The sequence below is a fragment of the Rahnella bruchi genome, assembly GCF_003614975.1.
GTDB classification, from domain to species: domain Bacteria; phylum Pseudomonadota; class Gammaproteobacteria; order Enterobacterales; family Enterobacteriaceae; genus Rahnella; species Rahnella bruchi.
Genome location: NZ_QZWI01000001.1, coordinates 584831 through 604353 on the forward strand (window position 1 = coordinate 584831; position 19523 = coordinate 604353).

Annotated in this window: 17 protein-coding genes; 8 read left to right on the forward strand and 9 right to left on the reverse strand. The window is 54.7% G+C overall.

Annotation, left to right across the window (positions count from 1 at the left end; all coding sequences use genetic code 11):
• Nucleotides 1–70 precede the first annotated feature (70 nt).
• From D5398_RS02905 to D5398_RS02925, 5 genes are all read right to left on the reverse strand, one after another.
• Nucleotides 71–814, reverse strand: coding sequence for a type 2 GTP cyclohydrolase I (locus D5398_RS02905; RefSeq protein WP_120506256.1), 744 nt, complete (start codon nt 812–814; stop codon nt 71–73).
• 25 nt (nt 815–839) lie between these two features.
• Nucleotides 840–1823: an MBL fold metallo-hydrolase gene (locus tag D5398_RS02910; RefSeq protein ID WP_120506257.1), complete on the reverse strand. Its 984-nt coding sequence runs from the start codon at nt 1821–1823 to the stop codon at nt 840–842.
• A gap of 33 nt (nt 1824–1856) precedes the next feature.
• Entirely contained in the window at nt 1857–3287 is a 1431-nt protein-coding gene (phrB, locus tag D5398_RS02915; RefSeq protein ID WP_120506258.1) for a deoxyribodipyrimidine photo-lyase, read from the reverse strand.
• 10 nt (nt 3288–3297) lie between these two features.
• Nucleotides 3298–4251: a YbgA family protein gene (locus D5398_RS02920; protein ID WP_120506259.1), complete on the reverse strand. Its 954-nt coding sequence runs from the start codon at nt 4249–4251 to the stop codon at nt 3298–3300.
• A gap of 276 nt (nt 4252–4527) precedes the next feature.
• On the reverse strand, nt 4528–4734 hold the full coding sequence (locus D5398_RS02925) for a YbfA family protein (RefSeq protein ID WP_013576456.1): 207 nt from the start codon (nt 4732–4734) through the stop codon (nt 4528–4530).
• A gap of 305 nt (nt 4735–5039) precedes the next feature.
• Between D5398_RS02925 and D5398_RS02930 the strand changes: the two genes are divergently transcribed.
• Genes D5398_RS02930 through kdpE form a run of 6 tightly spaced genes read left to right on the forward strand, consistent with a single transcriptional unit; the run spans nt 5040 to nt 12941 of the window.
• Nucleotides 5040–5129, forward strand: a complete 90-nt coding sequence (locus tag D5398_RS02930) for a K(+)-transporting ATPase subunit F (protein ID WP_071823630.1) — start codon at nt 5040–5042, stop codon at nt 5127–5129.
• Nucleotides 5130–6818 carry a potassium-transporting ATPase subunit KdpA gene (gene kdpA / locus D5398_RS02935; RefSeq protein WP_120506260.1) on the forward strand — a complete coding sequence of 563 codons (1689 nt, stop codon included), beginning with the start codon at nt 5130–5132 and terminating at the stop codon, nt 6816–6818.
• Between the two features lie 43 nt (nt 6819–6861).
• Nucleotides 6862–8928 (forward strand): potassium-transporting ATPase subunit KdpB, encoded by a 2067-nt coding sequence (kdpB, locus tag D5398_RS02940; protein ID WP_120134898.1) that lies wholly within the window; start codon nt 6862–6864, stop codon nt 8926–8928.
• 18 nt (nt 8929–8946) lie between these two features.
• A complete protein-coding gene (gene kdpC / locus D5398_RS02945; RefSeq protein WP_120506261.1) occupies nt 8947–9540 on the forward strand; it encodes a potassium-transporting ATPase subunit KdpC in 594 nt (197 codons plus the stop codon).
• An 18-nt stretch (nt 9541–9558) separates the two neighbouring features.
• The gene (gene kdpD, locus D5398_RS02950) at nt 9559–12255 is read left to right on the forward strand and encodes a two-component system sensor histidine kinase KdpD (RefSeq protein ID WP_120506262.1); all 2697 of its coding nucleotides are present in this window, start codon (nt 9559–9561) and stop codon (nt 12253–12255) included.
• Nucleotides 12252–12941, forward strand: coding sequence for a two-component system response regulator KdpE (gene kdpE / locus D5398_RS02955; RefSeq protein WP_112287658.1), 690 nt, complete (start codon nt 12252–12254; stop codon nt 12939–12941). Before kdpD ends, kdpE begins: the two co-directional genes overlap by 4 nt.
• Here the strand turns inward: kdpE and D5398_RS02960 are convergent.
• The 3 genes from D5398_RS02960 to seqA all read right to left on the reverse strand — a co-directional run bounded on the left by D5398_RS02960 (nt 12931) and on the right by seqA (nt 16046).
• Nucleotides 12931–13647 carry a PadR family transcriptional regulator gene (locus D5398_RS02960; protein WP_120506263.1) on the reverse strand — a complete coding sequence of 239 codons (717 nt, stop codon included), beginning with the start codon at nt 13645–13647 and terminating at the stop codon, nt 12931–12933. The two genes, kdpE and D5398_RS02960, sit on opposite strands and share 11 nt — an antisense overlap.
• A 172-nt stretch (nt 13648–13819) precedes the next feature.
• Nucleotides 13820–15463, reverse strand: coding sequence for a phosphoglucomutase (alpha-D-glucose-1,6-bisphosphate-dependent) (gene pgm, locus D5398_RS02965; RefSeq protein WP_120506264.1), 1644 nt, complete (start codon nt 15461–15463; stop codon nt 13820–13822).
• Between the two features lie 25 nt (nt 15464–15488).
• A complete protein-coding gene (gene seqA / locus D5398_RS02970) occupies nt 15489–16046 on the reverse strand; it encodes a replication initiation negative regulator SeqA (protein ID WP_120134903.1) in 558 nt (185 codons plus the stop codon).
• A gap of 238 nt (nt 16047–16284) precedes the next feature.
• Here seqA and ybfF point away from each other — a divergent pair, with 238 nt between their 5' ends.
• Together ybfF and ybfE are read left to right on the forward strand one after the other, a co-directional pair.
• Nucleotides 16285–17067, forward strand: coding sequence for an esterase (gene ybfF / locus D5398_RS02975; RefSeq protein WP_120506670.1), 783 nt, complete (start codon nt 16285–16287; stop codon nt 17065–17067).
• Nucleotides 17068–17329: 262 nt separating this feature from the next.
• On the forward strand, nt 17330–17611 hold the full coding sequence (ybfE, locus tag D5398_RS02980) for a LexA regulated protein (RefSeq protein WP_056772022.1): 282 nt from the start codon (nt 17330–17332) through the stop codon (nt 17609–17611).
• Between the two features lie 75 nt (nt 17612–17686).
• Here the strand turns inward: ybfE and D5398_RS02985 are convergent, their stop codons facing one another.
• The gene (locus D5398_RS02985; protein ID WP_120506265.1) at nt 17687–19360 is read right to left on the reverse strand and encodes a methyl-accepting chemotaxis protein; all 1674 of its coding nucleotides are present in this window, start codon (nt 19358–19360) and stop codon (nt 17687–17689) included.
• Between the last annotated feature and the right edge of the window lie 163 nt (nt 19361–19523).

Consider the following 19523-nt stretch of genomic DNA (forward strand, 5'->3'; position numbering starts at 1 on the left):
CAGGAGCGTACCCTGAGTACGTGACTGTCGCGAGCACTGCCCGGATTCAAATTGGCAAATAAGATAGCCCCTAGGCAGGGTTATCGATGTCAATGAACATAACATCTAATCCATGTTCCGCAGCCAGCCATTCGCCCAGCGCTTTCACGCCGTAACGTTCTGTGGCGTGATGGCCGGCAGCATAAAAATGGATCCCCATTTCACGCGCAATATGGATAGTTTGTTCTGACACTTCGCCGCTGATAAAGGCATCCACGCCAAATTCTGCCGCCTGCTGGATAAAGCCCTGACCGCCACCGGAACACCAGGCAACGCGACGGATTTCAGCCGGTCCGCCCTGCGAGCTGTGCAGCACGTTACGGTCAAGGGTTACTTCTATACGCTGACGCAATTCTTCACCGGTCAGCGGTTTTTCCAGTTCGCCGTAAGGCACCAGCGGCATCACTTCACCCAGCACGCTAATCCCGAACAGTTTCGCCAGTTGCGCGTTGTTACCCAGTTCAGGGTGCGCATCAAGCGGCAGATGATAACCGTATAAATTGGTATCACTGACCAGCAGAGTTTTCAGGCGATTGCGTTTCATTCCACGGATCACCGACGGTTCATTTTTCCAAAAATAACCGTGATGAACCAGAATTGCGTCAGCTTCTACGGCAATGGCGGCATCCAGCAAATCCTGAGATGCGGTCACACCGGTCACCACACGCTGCACGTTACGACGGCCTTCTACCTGTAAACCATTAGGGGCGTAATCATTGAAATTACCGACGTCCAGTTTCTGGTTGATCAGCATTTCCAGCTGGAGATTATTCATGGCGTTTCTCTTATTGGTAGATTGTCTATTTGACCGCTAATTTATCACCCTGCGCCATTCTGACAAACTTCACGCCCAGATTATTGCCTTTCTCCAGTTGCGACATGATCTCTTTTTCAGGATCAGCACCCGCTTTGAGGCTTGGTTTGACGTGGCTGATAATCACCGTGAGATCTTTCAGTGAGCCCTCACCCCCCGCATATTGTTGCAACTGCCCCAGTTCTTTCAGCAGCCACTCTGGAGTCAGGTGCCCGAACAGTTTGCTGTCTGGCACACCATCGGGATAAGACGTTTCGATAATGATGCCTTTCAGCCGTTTCGCTTTGACCTCATCACCCAGCACGCGCCAGACGGTATCCAGGTTCTTTGATTTTTCCACTTCATCGGGGCCGGTATCACCGAAGAAGGCAAACGACTGTTTGTGACGGCTCACCAGTATCATGCTTGATGGCGTGCCACCGTGGCTGAGGGGATAAAGAGTGCCATCGAGACCGGTGAGGCCGAGGGAAAAGCGCTGCGCCGGACGTTGCTGATTCAGGCGATAAGTGCCAATGCGCAAACCACTGCCAGAATCGGTGAAGTTCGGCCAGACGCGGCCATTGAAATAGTGCTGACGCAGCGTGCCGATGGTGTCCGCCGTGCCGTAAATCGGTTTTTTGCTGTCTTCCGGCGAGCTGATAATCAGCCCTGCCAGATGGTCGAGATGACCGTGGCTGATAAAGTATCCGCCGATCAGGTTGCGGAAAACCGCGCCCTGCGGGGTCAGCGGCGCGGCATTTTCAGCCGTCACCTGCGGGAAGCTGCCCTTATCCAGTGCCTTGCGGATGCCCGGTAAAACAGAACCTGCATCCAGGCCGAGATACAGTTTTTGATCGTCACTTCTGACGAGGTACGAGGTGAGATTGCCTTCTTCGACGCCGCCGTTCACGCCGAGCGCCACCACATCAAATCCCGCGGTGGCCTGTCCCGCCCAGCATGCCAGCATCAGCGCCAGCAGGTGTTTTTTCATCACATCGCTCCTTGTCGTGGTGAGAGAATAAGGTCAGTCAGACCGGTTTTTTGCCGCCTCAAACGCCGCAAGCGTGTCTTTTCTCGCCCGCGCGTGATCGACAACCGGCAGCGGATAGTTTAGCACGCGATGATGTTTTTCAGCCCAGCGATGCGGTTGATGAATGTCTCTTTCTGGAACATCCACCAGCTCAGGCACCCAGGCTTTAATAAAACGCCCGGTTTTGTCAAAACGTTCGCCCTGCGTGGTCGGATTGAAAATACGAAAATACGGCGCGGCGTCGGTGCCGGTAGAAGCGCCCCACTGCCAGCCCCCATTGTTGGCCGCCAGATCGCCGTCGAGCAATTGTGACATGAAATACCGCTCGCCTTCGCGCCAGTTGATCAGCAAATCTTTCACCAGAAAACTGGCGACAATCATACGCAGGCGGTTATGCATCCAGCCGGTTGTATTGAGCTGGCGCATTGCCGCATCGACAATCGGATAACCGGTATTCCCGTCTTTCCATGCCTGTAATTCTTCCGGCGCATGACGCCAGCGTACATTGTCGGTCCATTCGACGAACGGCTGATGTTTGCAAAGCTTCGGCCAGGCGACGATCAGATGACGGTAAAACTCACGCCACACCAGTTCATTCAGCCAGCCGAACGCGCCACCTTCGGTCTTCTCCAGCACGTCCGGGCATTCGGCGCGCAGACGGTTCAGACACTGGCGTGGGGAGAGTACGCCAATGGCCAGATACGGCGACAGCGAACTGGTGCCATCGACCGCCGGTAAATCGCGCTGCTCGAGATAATCCTGCACCTGTTCGCGGCAAAAACTGCGCAGCTGGTTACGGGCGGCGTCCTCGCCAATCGCAAAATCTTCACCAATATCGGCCAGCGGATAATCGAACGGCATCAGCCGGTGCATCACCACTTTTCCTGCATTCTCGCGGGCTGGCGGCGCAGGCAAAGAACGGCTGTCGGACTCGGTCAGGCGGGATAAAAATGCCCGTCGAAAAGGCGTGTAGACCTTGTACATCTCATTATTGCCGGTCGTGACAGAGCCCGGCGGCAACAGCAGACTGTCGTCAAAAGCGTGGCAGATGACCGATTCACTGACCGCTTTTTCCAGTGCCGCATCACGCTGACGCTCGTTGATTTCATACTGTTTGTTGTAAAACAGCGCATCCACCTTTTCGGCTTCACAGAAATCTTTCAGCCAGTCCACGCTGTCGGCAAAATCATCACACTGATGGTAATGCAGCCCGATACCGCGCTCCGCCAGCGCATGTTGCAGCGCCTGCAAATGCTGATAAATAAACATCGCCTGACGCGGCGCCATTTCATGCTGTTTCCACTGTTCCGGCGTGGCGATAAAAAGGGCAATCACCCGCGCCTGCGGATCTTCACAGGCGGCATGCAACGCGCGGTTATCGGTTATCCGCAGGTCACCACGGAACCAGACTAAATGCGTGGTCATAACACTCCTTTTAATGTCCGTATCGAAGTTTTAAGGCTTCCGGGTATGGCTCGAAATAGCGTTGATCAGCCAGATAAGCGTCCGGATATTCCGACATGTAATGCTTGAGTAAAGTGATGGGCGCCAGCAGCGGTTGCATGCCCTGACGATAACGGTCGATAAGTCCGGCCAGTTCCTGACGTTGCGGCGAACTCAGCTGTTTGCGGAAATATCCCTGAACGTGCATCAGCACGTTGGTGTGATTACGGCGCGTGGCTTTGTGGCGCAGCAAATTCATCAGCCGCAGACGGTATTCGTCAAAGTATTTATCGAGGGAATCCCAGTCTGCCATCGCGGCGACAAAGCGCCCCAGCTCGCGATATTCCGGCTGAGAATGGGCCAGCAAAATCAGTTTATAGCGGCTATGGAAAGCCATCAGCTTGCCGCGCGTCAGACCGCTTTCACGCAGCTGATTCAGCTCAAAAAGCGTAAAAATACGCTCGACGAAATTCTCGCGCAGCACGAGATCGTTCAGCCGACCGTCTTCTTCCACCGGCAGCCAAGGATGCTGTTTCATCAGCTCGGCGGTATAAATCCCGACACCGGATTTTTTAGCATCTTTGCCGTTGGCGCTGTAAACACGCACCCGTTCCATCCCGCAGCTGGGGGATTTTGCGCAGACAATATAGCCGCAAAGATGATCAAGCGGCGCGACGCGTTTCTCGGCGTAGGCCTGCATTTTCTCAGTGAGATCGGTGGTTTCGTCGTTGCTGAAACGCATGATCACGCCATCGTCACTTTTAATCAGACGCAGCGCCGCGCGGGGTGACGGTAAGCCGATGGCCATTTCCGGGCAGATCGACTCAAAGCGCACATAAGGTGACAACTGCTCGACGGCAAACGCCAGGCGTTTATGGCCGCCATCGAAACGGACGTTATCACCCAACAGACATGCACTGATGCCAACTGGAATTGTTTTCGCCATGGTCAGCTCCCGGAATTAAGAAAAAGAGGGGTGCCTGAACTTCATCACCTGCATGTATAACCATAGCACAAGTTATACATAAAAATAATGTTGTACAGGTTTATCGCTGGGCAATAAAAAACCCCGTCGGGGAAACGGGGTTTCAGGCTCCTCTCCTGCAAGGGGGAGGCCGGGAGGGGTTTAGCAGACCAAACAACTGCTTATGAAAACTTCAAATCTGGTTTTTGACCTTAATACCCCACCCCAGCCCTCCCCTTCGCAGGGGAGGGAGCTAACTCAATAGAAATCTTGTGTCGCCATCTCAGCATGACTCAGCCACACCGGCTTATCGCTGGTTTTCATCCAGACGCGGTGTAAATAGCTGTAAAAACGGGCGCGGTCAGCGCGGAACAGCATTACCGGCAGAGCCAGGACACCGGCTGCGATAACAAAAGCGCGGCGGGCCAGTATGCGGGTCATTGTGTACGGCGTGTAATCATTCATAGCACTCATAGCGTTGCTCCTGTCATATTTTTCGGAAACTGTAAGTTGCGAAAAATATACTGCAATTGATGAAATTTTACTACTCATCTGACCACTTTGAAGTGTAAATTTTCGCCAATTTTGCCCTATCGCTGTAATTGAGTTACAGAATGGTTAAATAAATACGCAATTAAAGTTTATTTTGAGTTTCATTTTTTGCGCATTTTTATACTTTTTTTACACGCAGGCGTTATTTCTTTTCAGGATCTTTTCCTGCCTTTCCTTATTCTCGCCACAACATAAAAACACACCTGTGGAGGTGGATTGTGAGTGTTGGCGTAATCTGCGGCGCATTACTGGTTCTTCTGCTGCTCGGCTATCTGGTCTATGCCCTGCTGAATGCGGAGGATTTTTAAATGGCCGCAACCGGATCCTTACTGATTGCCAGTTTTATGCTGGTGCTTTTGCTGCTGGCAAAACCACTGGGAAACTTTATTGCTCAACTGATTGAAGGACAAACTGGCGCATTTATTCAGCGCATAGAAAACGGTGTTTTACGCACGTCTGGCAGCAGCCCGGCTGAAATGAACTGGTGGCAGTACGCGCTGGCGATCATGGTATTCAACATTCTGGGCATCATTGTGCTGACGGTGATGCTGATGGCGCAGGGCGTGTTGCCGATGAACCCGCAGCATTTTGGCGGACTGTCATGGGATCTGGCTTTCAACACCTCGGTGAGTTTCGTCACCAACACTAACTGGCAGGCTTACAGCGGCGAAAGCACGCTGAGCTATCTCAGTCAGATGGTCGGACTGACCGTCCAAAACTTCCTCTCTGCTGCAACCGGTATCGCCGTAGCATTCGCCCTGATCCGCGCCTTTGCGCGCCCTTCAGCGCAAACCATCGGTAATGCCTGGACGGATTTATGGCGCATCACCTTATATCTGCTGCTGCCGGTGTCCTTCCTGCTGGCGCTGTTTTTCGTCAGTCAGGGCGTGCTGCAAAACGTCGAGGCGTATCAGCACATCACTACGCTGGAAGGTCTGCAACAGACATTGCCGATGGGGCCGGTGGCTTCGCAGGAAGCAATCAAAATGCTCGGCACCAACGGTGGCGGATTCTTTGGGGCTAACTCCGCACATCCGTTTGAGAATCCGACAGCGCTGACCAACATGGTGCAGATGCTGGCGATTTTCATTATCCCCTGCGCGCTGTGTTTCGCGTTTGGCCGTGTGGTCGGCGACAACCGTCAGGGCCATGCACTGGTGTGGGCGATGTCGGTGATTTTCGTGGTTTCTGTAGTGGTGGTGATGTACGCCGAACTCAAAGGCAACCCGCACTTCACGATGCTGGGCGCTGACAGCAACTTCAATATGGAAGGTAAGGAAAGCCGCTTCGGCATTCTGGCCTCCAGCCTGTATGCGGTGGTGACGACGGCGGCCTCGTGCGGTGCGGTCAACGCCATGCACGATTCCTTTACCGCACTTGGCGGCATGGTGCCGATGTGGCTGATGCAGATTGGTGAAGTGGTGTTCGGCGGCGTGGGTTCCGGTCTGTACGGCATGCTGTTGTTCGTACTGCTGACGGTGTTTATCGCCGGGCTGATGATTGGCCGCACACCGGAATATCTCGGTAAGAAAATCGACGTTTACGACATGAAGATGACTGCGCTGGCAATCCTGGTCACGCCGACGCTGGTCTTGCTGGGTACCGCGCTGGCGCTGGTCACCGACGCCGGTAGAGCGGGGATTTTAAACCCCGGTGCACACGGTTTCAGTGAAGTGCTGTACGCGGTGTCTTCCGCCTCCAACAACAACGGCAGCGCGTTTGCCGGGTTGAGCGTCAACACTCCGTTCTACAACCTGTTGCTGGCAGCCTGCATGTTCTTCGGCCGCTTCGGGGTGATTATTCCTGTGCTGGCGATTGCCGGTTCACTGGTGGCGAAAAAGCGCCAGCAGGCAGGCAACGGCACCCTGCCGACGTCCGGTCCGCTGTTTATCGGCCTGCTGGTTGGTACCGTGCTCTTAGTGGGCGCGCTGACCTTTATTCCGGCGCTGGCGCTGGGGCCGGTCGCGGAACATTTGCAGGTCTGGTCAGCACAGTAATGCTGCGTAACTCGTTGAACTGATGAATATAGAGACTAAAAAGATGAGTCGTAAACAACGTGCGTTATTTGAACCCCGTCTGATCCGCACTGCCCTGCTGGATTCGGTGAAAAAACTGGATCCCCGCGTTCAGTGGCGCAACCCGGTGATGTTCGTCGTGTATCTGGGCAGCATTCTGACCACGCTTATCTGGCTGGCAATTTTGCTGCACCGTACTGACGGCAGCGCGGCCTTCACCGGCAGCGTGTCACTGTGGCTGTGGTTCACCGTGCTGTTTGCCAACTTCGCTGAAGCGCTGGCAGAAGGCCGCAGCAAGGCGCAGGCCCAGAGCCTGAAAGGCGTGCAGAAAACCAGCTGGGCGAAAAAGATTTATGAACCCCGCCCTGAATCACCGGTGATTAAAGTCGCCGCTGATACGCTGCGCAAAGGCGATTACGTGCTGATCGAGGCAGGCGATACCGTGCCGTGCGACGGTGAAGTACTGGTCGGCGGGGCGTCGGTGGATGAAAGCGCCATTACCGGTGAATCTGCGCCGGTTATCCGCGAATCCGGCGGCGACTTCTCGTCGGTCACCGGCGGGACGCGCGTGTTGTCCGACTGGCTGGTAGTCGAGTGTTCGGCGAACCCCGGCGATACTTTCCTAGACCGCATGATTGCGATGGTCGAAGGCGCGAAACGTCGGAAAACACCAAACGAAGTGGCGCTGACCATTTTGCTGGTGGCGCTGACTCTGGTGTTCGTGCTGGCAACAGCCACGCTGTACCCGTTCTCGCTATTCAGTGTGGGCGCCAGTCACGCCGGTATTCCGGTGACCATCACCGTGCTGGTTGCGCTGCTGGTGTGTCTGATCCCGACCACCATTGGTGGCTTACTGTCAGCCATCGGCGTGGCAGGTATGAGTCGCATGCTGGAAGCTAACGTGATCGCCACCAGCGGTCGTGCGGTGGAAGCCGCGGGTGACGTGGATGTGTTGCTGCTGGATAAAACCGGCACCATCACGCTCGGTAACCGCCAGGCATCGCAGTTCCTGCCCGCGCCTCAGGTGACGGAACAGGAACTGGCCGATGCCGCGCAGTTATCCTCTCTGGCTGATGAAACGCCGGAAGGCCGCAGTATCGTGGTGCTGGCGAAACAGCGCTTTAACCTGCGCGAACGCGACATTCATTCGCTGAATGCGACTTTCGTGCCCTTCTCCGCACAGACCCGCATGAGCGGCGTTAACGTCGGTGAGCGCAGCATCCGTAAAGGTGCGGTGGATGCGATTCGTCGTCACGTGGAATCGAACGGCGGCACGTTCCCGAAAGCCGTCGATGGACTGGTAGAAAACGTGGCGCGTAAAGGCGGCACGCCGCTGGTCGTGGCGGAAGGCGCGAAAGTGCTGGGCGTGGTCGAGCTGAAAGATATCGTCAAAGGCGGCATCAAGGAACGTTTCGCCGAGCTGCGCAAAATGGGCATCAAAACGGTGATGATCACCGGGGATAACCGTCTGACCGCCGCCGCGATTGCCGCCGAAGCGGGCGTTGACGATTTTCTCGCCGAAGCCACGCCGGAAGCCAAACTGGCGCTTATCCGTCAGTACCAGTCGGAAGGTCGCTTAGTCGCAATGACCGGCGACGGTACCAACGACGCCCCGGCTCTGGCTCAGGCCGACGTGGCAGTGGCGATGAACTCGGGGACGCAGGCTGCGAAAGAAGCCGGGAACATGGTCGATCTCGATTCCAACCCGACCAAGCTGATCGAAGTGGTACATATCGGTAAACAGATGCTGATGACCCGTGGCTCGCTGACCACATTCAGTATCGCCAACGATGTGGCGAAGTATTTCGCGATTATCCCGGCGGCGTTTGCGGCGACCTATCCGCAGCTGAATGCGCTGAACGTGATGCATCTGACGTCGCCGTCTTCGGCCATTATGTCGGCGGTTATTTTCAACGCCCTGGTGATTGTATTTCTGATCCCGCTGGCCCTAAAAGGCGTGAGCTATAAAGCCATGAGTGCCGCCGCGCTGCTGCGCCGTAACCTGTGGATTTATGGCGTCGGCGGGCTGCTGGTGCCGTTTGCCGGTATCAAACTGATTGATGTGATCCTGACTGTTTTACATCTGAGCTGATTTTTGAGGAAGACCATTATGTCCGTTAAAAGAATGACCTATGTCCGCCCGGCTCTGGTGATGACGGTTCTGCTGACGCTGGCGACCGGCGTCGTTTATCCGCTGCTGACCACCGGCGTTTCTGAGCTGGTTTTCCGCCCCCAGGCAATGGGGTCGCTGATTAAAGACAGCGGCAATAAAGTGATTGGCTCAGAACTGATCGGGCAGAATTTTAGCCGCAATGATTATTTCTGGGGACGTCCGTCTGTCACCTCCGACTCGCCATATAACCCGATGGCTTCCGGTGGGAGCAATCTGGCGGCCAGTAATCCGGCCCTGGATCAGGCGGTGAAAGACCGTGTGGCGGCGCTGCGCAAAGCTAATCCGCTAAGTCCTGCGGCGGTGCCGGTGGATCTGGTGACCGCCAGCGGCAGCGGTTTAGATCCGCAGATTTCAGCAGAGGCCGCCCAATGGCAGGCTCCACGCATTGCTGCCGCACGCGGTCTGCCACTGGCGCAAGTGAATAAATTGATTGATGATAATACATCATCGCCGCTGATTGGTTTCCTCGGCCCTGACGTCGTGAATGTGCTCGGCCTGAACTTAGCGCTGGATGAACTGAAAGCCAATTAATCAACCTGACAGGATGATATGACAGACGATCGCCCCGATCCCGACAGCCTGCTGGCGCTCGCCAACGAGAAGCCACACGGGCAACTGAAAGTCTTTTTCGGCGCCTGCGCGGGCGTCGGGAAAACTTTCGCCATGTTACAGGAAGCACAGCGCCTGCGCGCCACCGGCCTCGACGTGCTGGTTGGCGTGGTGGAAACCCACGGAAGGCAGGAAACACAGGTGCTGCTGCCGGGGCTTTCTCTGTTACCGCCCAAACGCATAAACCATCGTGGTCGTCAGGTGCAGGAGTTTGACCTGGATGCCGCGCTGGCCCGCCGCCCTGCCCTGATCCTGATGGACGAACTGGCGCACAGTAATGCCGCAGGTTCCCGCCATCCGAAGCGCTGGCAGGATGTCGAAGAGTTGCTCGATGCCGGAATCGACGTATTTACCACCGTCAACGTTCAGCATCTGGAAAGCCTGAACGATGTGGTCAGCGGCGTCACCGGCATTATTATTCGCGAAACTGTTCCCGACCGTTTGTTTGATGACGCCAGCGAAGTGGTGCTGGTAGATTTACCCCCCGATTCCCTGCGTCAGCGCCTGAAAGAAGGCAAAGTTTATATCCCCGGTCAGGCCGAACGCGCCATCGAACACTTTTTTCGCAAAGGTAATCTGATTGCCCTGCGCGAACTTTCCCTGCGTCGCACCGCTGACCGCGTGGACGATCAGATGCGGGAATATCGCGACGATCAGGGGGTTAACCGCGTCTGGCATACCCGCGACGCGCTGTTACTGTGCATTGGTCACGGCGGCGGCAATGAAAAACTGGTACGTGTCGCATCACGCATGGCCGCACGCCTCGGCTGCGTATGGCACGCCGTCTACGTGGAAACTCCGCGTCTGCACCGTCTGCCGGAAGGCCAGCGCCGCGCCATTTTGCATTCTCTGAAACTGGCGCAGGAACTCGGCGCGGAAACTGCCACGCTCTCTGATCCGCAGGAAGAACAGGCGATTTTACGTTACGCCCGCGAGCATCGTCTGGGCAAAATCATGACCGGCCGCCGCCGCGAAAAACGCTGGAAATTCAGCGCCAGCTTTGCCGATAAACTGGCGGATCTCGCGCCGGATCTCGATCTCATCGTCGTCGGGCTGGAAGATGCGCCGCAGAATAATGCCCGCAAAGAACAGGACTCCCGCACTTTCGCTGACCGTTTCAGCCGCCAGTTGCGGGGGTGTGCACTGGCCGTGGCGCTGTGTGCGGTGATTACCGTGCTGTCACAATGGCTGGTGCCGACGTTTGACCAGGCCAATCTGGTGATGGTGTATCTGCTTGGCGTGGTCGTGGTGGCGCTGTTCTATGGTCGCTGGCCGTCAGTGCTGGCAGCAGTGATCAACGTCGTCAGTTTTGATTTGTTTTTCGTGCAGCCGCGCGGCTCGCTGGCGGTCACTGACGCACAATATCTGGTGACGTTTGGCGTGATGTTGCTGGTCGGTATTCTGATCGGGAATCTGACCGCCGGTGTGCGTTATCAGGCGCGTATTGCGCGCCACCGTGAAAAGCGTGCGCAGCATTTGTATGAAATGTCCAAAGGGCTGAGTCAGTCGCTGACGCCGGAAGCCATCGCGCAAACCAGCCGGCATTTTATTTCTTCCAGCCTGAATGCCAAAACCGCTATTTTGCTGCCTCAGGAGAACGGTGAACTGGCGCAGCCTGCCGGTGAAATCACGTCGATTGTGGTGGATGACGCCATCGCCCGCTGGAGTTTCGACAAAAAAATGCCTGCCGGTGCGGGTACCGATACCCTGCCGGGGGTGCCGTATCAGCTTCTGCCGCTGATAGCTTCCGGCGAATCGCGTGGTCTGCTGGCAGTTGAACCGCCGAATATCCGCCAGCTGTTAGTGCCGGAACAGCAACGCCTGTTGCAGACCTTTACGGTGCTGATTGCCAATGCGCTCGAACGTCTGCATCTGGCGGCCAGCGCTGAAACGGCGCGGCTGGAAACCGAACGCGAGCAACTGAGAAACTCGCTGCTCTCCGCGCTTTCCCACGATTTACGCACGCCGCTGACGGTACTTTTCGGACAAGCAGAAATCCTCACGCTGGATCTGGCATCGGAAGGATCGAAGCACGCTCCGCAGGCCAGCCAGATCCGCCAGCAGGTGCTAAGCACCACGAGGCTGGTGAATAATTTGCTGGATATGGCGCGCATTCAGTCAGGCGGATTTAATCTGCGCAAAGAGTGGCAGTCGGTGGAAGAAATCACCGGCAGCGCGTTACGGATGCTCGAACCGGTGCTCGCGCACGATCACATCGAAATCGATTTACCGAATGAGATGGTGCTGGTCAATTGCGATGCCAGTCTGATTGAACGGGTGCTGATCAATCTGCTGGAAAATGCCCATAAATATGCCGGAACCGGCGCGACTATTGGCATCAAAGCCACGCCGCTGGATGAGTGGCTGGAAATCGAAGTCTGGGATAACGGTCCGGGAATTCCGGCCGGTGCCGAGCACGCTATTTTCGAAAAATTTGCCCGTGGAAATAAAGAGTCAGCCATTCCCGGTGTGGGGTTGGGATTAGCGATTTGTCGTGCCATTATTGAAGTGCACGACGGACGAATTTGGGCTGAGAATGGCCCTGACGGCGGCGCGCGTTTCCGTTTCAGGCTGCCGCTGGAAGCCCTGCCTGAGATGGAGGCGGATATGGAAACTGACATCGACGAGGCAACGTGAGCGCATCCCCGGTAAATATTTTAATTGTGGAAGACGAAAAAGAGATCCGCCGCTTTGTGCGCACGGCACTCGAGGCGGAAGGCTTGCGGGTATTTGAAAGTGAGACATTGCAACGCGGGCTGATAGAAGCCGGTACGCGTAAACCGGATCTGATAATTCTCGATCTCGGATTACCGGACGGTGACGGCCTGACATATATCCGCGATTTGCGTCACTGGAGCGCCATCCCGGTAATTGTGCTGTCGGCACGCACGAGCGAAGAAGACAAAATTGCGGCGCTGGATGCCGGTGCCGATGACTTTTTGACCAAGCCATTTGGCGTCGGTGAACTGCTGGCGCGGGTGCGCGTTGCGTTGCGCCGTCATGCGGGCAGTTCACAGGAAAGCCCGCTGGTGACGTTTGCTGATGTAACGGTGGATTTGATTAACCGCCGCGTACAGCGTAACGGTGAAGACTGTCATCTGACGCCGATTGAGTTTCGCCTGCTGGCTGAATTGCTGGCAAACAGCGGCAAAGTTATTACTCAGCGTCAGTTACTGAGCCACGTCTGGGGCCCGAATTATGTCGAACACAGCCATTATCTGCGCATTTACATGGGGCATTTGCGCCAGAAACTGGAGGCCGACGCCACCCGGCCACGTCATTTACTGACCGAAACCGGCGTGGGCTATCGTTTTATGCCTTAGGCTCATCAGTTTCCGGTTTTGCTTCACCAAATTCGGCTTCCAGACTTTCTGCGGCCTGCTGCAAAATCGCACTCACCCGCACCACTTGCTCCGGCGTCAGATCCGAACGCATCATGTTGCCGCGCAACGCGTGACGCAGGCGGTGCATCGATTCATGAATACCTTCTGCCAGATTGTTTTCACGCGGACGCTGAGCGCCAGCCAGACGGGCAAAAATCACATCCACCGCAGCCTGATGTTGCGCCAGTTCCACTTTACCGGCTTCGGTTATCTGATAGCTTTTACGGCCATTACCGGTCGCAACAGGCTCGAGGAAATCCTGCTCTTCCAGCAGCGTCAGCGTCGGATAAATCACGCCAGGGCTTGGCACGTAAAGACCGGAAGAGGCTTCTTCAATCGCCTTGATCAGCTCATAACCGTGGCTCGGTTTTTTCGCCACCAGCGCCAGCAGTACACGGCGCAAATCACCGTGTTCAAACAGACGATGTACACCGCGCTCGCCACGGCCCCCGCGACGACCTTCGCCACGTCCGCGGCGTTCACGCCCTTCTTCACCACGTTCTTCACCACGATGACGACCATCACGTCGTAACATGTGGCGCTCGCTGTGATCGCTGCGTTCTGATTCGTGGCGGCAATGACCGCGATGCCCTTCTTCCCTGCAACCATGACCGCGATGGCGGCCTTCAAACATTTTGCTAAACATAATTTACGTCCTATTTAGATATATCGAATAATTTCGATATATCTAAACTAGATCGGATTTTAGACAGTGGCAAGTTTTATTGCGCATTTAGATATATCTTTTTTACACCTCAATTTCGCGCAAAAAAAAAGCGCTGAGTTATCAGCGCTTTTGATGAGATGAAGAGAGTGGCTTATTTTGCGTCGGCAAGCACTTTGCTGACGATTTCTACCGCTTCTTTCTCGATTTGTTCACGATGTTCAGCACCGAGGAAGCTTTCACAATAGATTTTATACGCTTCTTCCGTACCGGACGGACGTGCCGCGAACCAGCCGTTTTTGGTCATTACTTTCAGACCGCCGATCGACGCGCCGTTACCCGGTGCGTTGGTCAGACGAGCAGTGATCGGGTCACCGGCCAGCGTGTCGGCTTTCACCTGTTCTGGAGAAAGTTTGGACAGCGCGGCTTTCTGCGCGTGAGTCGCAGGTGCCTGAATACGGTTGTAGCTTGGCGCGCCAAAGCGGGCAGCCAGCTCGTTGTAATGTTCCTGCGGGTTCTTGCCGGTGACCGCGGTAATTTCCGCAGCCAACAGGCACATGATAATGCCGTCTTTATCGGTGGACCACGGAGTGCCGTTGAAACGCAGGAAAGAAGCCCCTGCACTTTCTTCGCCGCCAAAACCGAAGCTGCCGTCAAACAGGCCATCAACGAACCATTTGAAACCGACCGGCACTTCCACCAGTTTACGGCCTAAATCTTCCACCACACGGTCGATCATAGCGCTGGAAACCAGCGTTTTACCGACGGCAACGTCTTTGCCCCATTGCGGACGGTGCTGGAACAGGTACTGAATCGCCACCGCCAGATAATGGTTCGGGTTCATCAGACCGGCTGGCGTCACAATGCCGTGGCGGTCGTAGTCAGGGTCATTGGCAAAGGCCAGATCGAATTTATCACGCAGCGCCAGCAGACCGGCCATTGCGGATTCAGACGAGCAGTCCATGCGGATCACGCCGTCGTGGTCGAGATGCATGAAACGGAAAGTCTGATCGACTTCATCGTTCACCAGCGTCAGATCCAGTTTGTAGTGCTCAGCGATACGCTTCCAGTATTCGATACCGGAACCGCCGAGCGGATCCACGCCCAGTTTCAGGCCCGCTTTCTGAATTGCGGCCATATCAACGATATCTGTCAGGCCTTCGATAAACGGCTGAACCAGATCTTGTGCAACCAGATGACCACCTTTCCACGCCTGATCCAGAGACTGACGTTTCACGCCGGCAAGTTTGGCAGCCAGCAGTGCGTTAGCGCGTTTCTCAATCACGGAGGTCAGATTAGTATCTGCCGGACCACCGTTGGTCGGGTTGTACTTGATGCCGCCATCTTCAGGTGGGTTGTGCGAAGGGGTGATGACGATGCCATCAGCCAGCGCGCCGCCGTTGCGGTTATGCGTCAGGATTGCGTGAGACACTGCCGGTGTTGGCGTGAAACCGTTATCTTCCTGAACAATGACATCCACGCCATTCGCCGTCAGCACTTCCAGCACAGAGATAAACGCCGGTTCGGACAACGCATGCGTGTCTTTACCCACGTAGCATGGGCCGGTGGTGCCCTGCTCTTTACGCACTTCAGCAATTGCCTGAGCAATGGCCAGGATGTGCGCTTCATTAAAGCTGTGACGCAACGAACTACCGCGATGGCCGGACGTGCCGAATTTCACAGCATGCGCGGTGTTAGCCGGATCCGGTTGCAGAACGTAATACTGTGACGTTAACTGCGCCACATTAATCAAATCGCTTTGCTGAGCAGGTTGCCCTGCACGGGGGTGATTAGCCACTGGCGCTTCTCCCTTACGCTGAAATTTAGAGGGTGCCGCACACTTTGTCAGTCAGTTCCGCCGGGAACTGCATGAGTTGCATGATGTGTTCGATCATGCTGCGTTTGCGACCTGTGTTGGTGTTCGTAATAACCCAATACGGCGTTCCCGGAACGTGTTTAGGCTTGGTATGAATGCCGTTTTGCAGCAGGGTTTGCTGGTCACCGGCAAAATAGGTACGCGTGCGGCCCGTTAATGACTCGGTCGCAACGGCGAATTCTTTCGGGTTCAGGCCATACAAGGTAGACAGGATCAACATAAAGCGGTTCACCGCTTTGGTCTGCTCTGCGTATTCGTCAGACAGCAAAAGTTCACGGACGGCGCGGACTTTATCACGCGAAGTCGGTGCTGCAGCGGCGGCAACAGGTTTTTCCTGTGCAACAGTGCCGGCAATAACGGAAGTATTCACTGGCGCGGCAGGAGCGGTCTGTCCGGCAGTAAACTTCAACATACGGCGTAAAATATCAGACGCACTTTCACCGATAGCCTGCGTGTGGCTGGCAATGTAGCGGTAGAGTTCTTCGTCAACCTCAATAGTTTTCATCTTTATCCAGTACTGTTTTTCTACTTAATTCAAAAGGATTATACAAATTTCTACACAGTAACAAACAGGGGAATTGTGCCGCGAAGCAAAAACCAGACTACTTCCCGTTTTTGCTGCATGCAGGCTCCGGCCTGTTAAGTTCCTGGTAGTCAAATCCCGTTCAGGCATCTGGCAGAAACTTTCTGTTTTAAAAAAATCATCCGCAACTCATGATAACCTAATGGAATCGTTTATCAGTATGAACTTCGCCATGAAATTACATTATCGCCTGCAAGAACCTGAAGTCGCTGGCAGCCATGCCCTGCCGGTTTTGTTAATCCACGGTCTGTTCGGAACCCTTGATAATCTGGGCGTTCTGGGCCGCGACCTGAAACAACAGCATAGAGTGTTACAGGTCGATTTGCGTAATCACGGCCAGTCAGGACGTTCCGGTGAAATGTCATACGCCGCCATGGCGCAGGATTTAGCAGAAACGCTGGATGAAGTTGGTTTCCAAAAAATCATCGTTATCGGCCATTCGATGGGCGGAAAAGCGGCGATGGCACTGACCGCACTTATCCCTGACCGCATCGAAAAACTGATTGCCATTGATGTCGCGCCGGTGGATTACCGTGTGCGCCGTCACGATGAAATTTTTGCGGCGATTAATGCCGTCACCGCAGCCGGTTTACGTGACCGTACGTCCGCCACCGAATGTATGCGCGAGTATATAAAGGAAGACGGCGTAATTCAGTTCCTGCTTAAGTCCTTCCAGCAGGGGGAATGGCGCTTTAACGTCCCGGTTTTACACAGTGAATACGCAACCATCACCGGCTGGGAAGAGGTACCGGCGTGGGATCATCCGGCGCTGTTTATCCGCGGCGGATTGTCTCCGTACGTGCAGGATGCTTACCGTGAAGATATTGGCCGCCAGTTCCCGCAGGCAAAAGCCTATGTGGTTGCCGGAACCGGACATTGGGTTCATGCAGAAAAACCTGAGGCCGTGCTGCGCGCTGTTCACCGTTTCATCGATGTGGACTAAGGTTTAACATCCTGGGGATAAATTGTGCAAAAAGTCTGCACAACTTAGAAAGTTATCATGAAATCAGGGCAATCAGGCGTTGTGAACTCCAGGCACGCCAGTGTATGATTGCGCGCTATAATTTTGCCGCCCCGTTTCACTCAGGCTGAGTCGCGGGGGGTAAATTGGGTCAGGGTTTCTTAGCCCGAAATGTGTGAAACGCTCGTCAGGAATCGGCTTGCCGTTTTCCGATGTAAAAACTTCCCTGGTTGTACCGCTACCTATGGCAAAAGAACAACTGGATCGCACGACGATTGATCTGTTCGCAGATGACCGCCGTCCTGGGCGTCCAAAAACAAATCCGCTATCCCGTGATGAACAGCTCAGGATCAACAAGCGCAACCAGTTACGCCGCGATAAAGCGAGCGGTCTGCGTCGCGTTGAGCTGAAAATGAATGCCGATGCTGTTGATACGCTCAACAAGCTGGCTGAAGAACGTAATATCAGTCGTAGCGAACTGATTGAAGAGATGCTGCTGGCGCATCTTAACGGTCATGAAGGCTGAGTAAAAACGGGTAACCTTTCCAGGCTACCCGTTTGTTTTTCCTTTCTTTATCTACTCTGATCTACCCTTTACCACTCAGAATGTTTCCCAATTTTCCGAGCTTTTCGCGCCATTCACCGAAAGCAACCCGGTATCCGGACGCAGCAACGGGGCAGAAATCGCTTTCGCTGGCCGGCCCTTCACGTTGGTCACGTTGTCTCTGAGTTTGAATGTAGCCACGGCGTTATTAAGCAATGAAGCCTGTTCTTCCAGAGAAACTGCCGCCTGCGAAGCCTGTTCCACCAGCGAGGCGTTCTGCTGTGTCACGCTGTCCATCTGCGTGATCGCGACCGCTACCTGACCAATGCCTTTGCTCTGCTCATCAGATGCAGAAGCGATTTCCGCCATGATATCGGTGACATGCGTAATCGAGCGCACCACTTCATTCATGGTCAGACCGGCGTTTTCCACCAGTCTGGAACCGCTGTCGACGCGGGAAACCGATTCACTGATAAGCGATTCGATTTCTTTCGCTGCCTGGGCGCTGCGCTGTGCGAGATTGCGCACTTCACTGGCGACCACCGCAAATCCCCGACCCTGCTCGCCCGCACGCGCGGCTTCTACCGCCGCGTTCAGCGCCAGAATGTTGGTCTGGAAAGCAATGCTGTTGATGACAGACGTAATTTCAGCAATCTTTTTCGAGCTGCCGGAAATGTCTTTCATGGTGCTAACCACATCCGCCACAATATTGCCGCCCTTCTGCGCCGTGCCGGAAGCTTCAATCACCAGCTGGCTGGCGTGATGAGCGTTATCAGCGTTGTGTTTCACCGTCGCCGTCAGTTCTTCCATACTGGCTGCGGTTTGTTCCAGAGCAGAAGCCTGTTCTTCCGTTCGCGAGGACAAATCGTTATTGCCCGCTGAAATTTCTGACGCGCCCTGATAGATATGGTTTGTACAGTTACGGATCGTCTGCACCGTATTCACCAGGCTCGACTGCATCACGTTCAGCAGCGGGATCAGTTTACCGGCACAGTTTTTACCAAACTCTTCCAGATAATGCGTCAGGTCACCGCTGGCGATCACCGCGAAGTGATCGCGGATTTTATCCAGCGGTTTCACCAGCGCCATCACCAGATAACGATCGGTCAGCAGCAACAGAAGCAAACCAATCCCGAATGCGCTCAGCTGAATAACTTTGCTCATGTAGGTCAGATGATTGGATTCAGTTTGTGCCGCCTTAAAATCAACCGCAATCTGGCTGCTGACTTTTTCCATTGATGAACCAAAATTACGGCTCAGTGCCGGAACCGTGGTATTGGCTAACTGGTTATAGGTATCGATATTCTTGCTGCTGGCAGCATTGAATAACGGCGTAACGCCCTGGGTCAGCAGGTTTTCCCAGCTGGTGATCAGTTCCTGAACGGCAGAATCTTCTAAACCTGGATGTGCAGCCGTTTTAAAACTGGCCAGCGCCTGTGTCAGTCCATCGAGAGATTGTTTGGCGGTGTCAAAAGTCTCACTGCCTTTTGTCGGATCCGCCTGAAGCTGTGCAACAGCGCGGCTCAGACGTGTCACTGTGCGGAAATACTGATCGTTACCTTTGCTGATCAGCGTCATGTTGTTGACCAGCTCGGTACTGTTACTGGTGTTTTGCGTCAATGTGCCAAGTGATGTGACGGTATAAATCGAAACACCGGCCCACATCACGCAAAAGATGCCAAGAATGGTTAATAAAGCGGCCCTGATGGTAATATTTTTCAAAAACTGCACGATATGCCTCTCTCGAAACAGAACTGTTTCTGGTCTGAGGATTGACGGGGATGCGGAGAATCAAGACAAGTCACCCGCAGGCTTACGCCCCCGGACATGTTTGAACACCTCTCCGGGCATCGATTTCTTTATTATGATGAGATTGCTCTCGCATCATCTATCG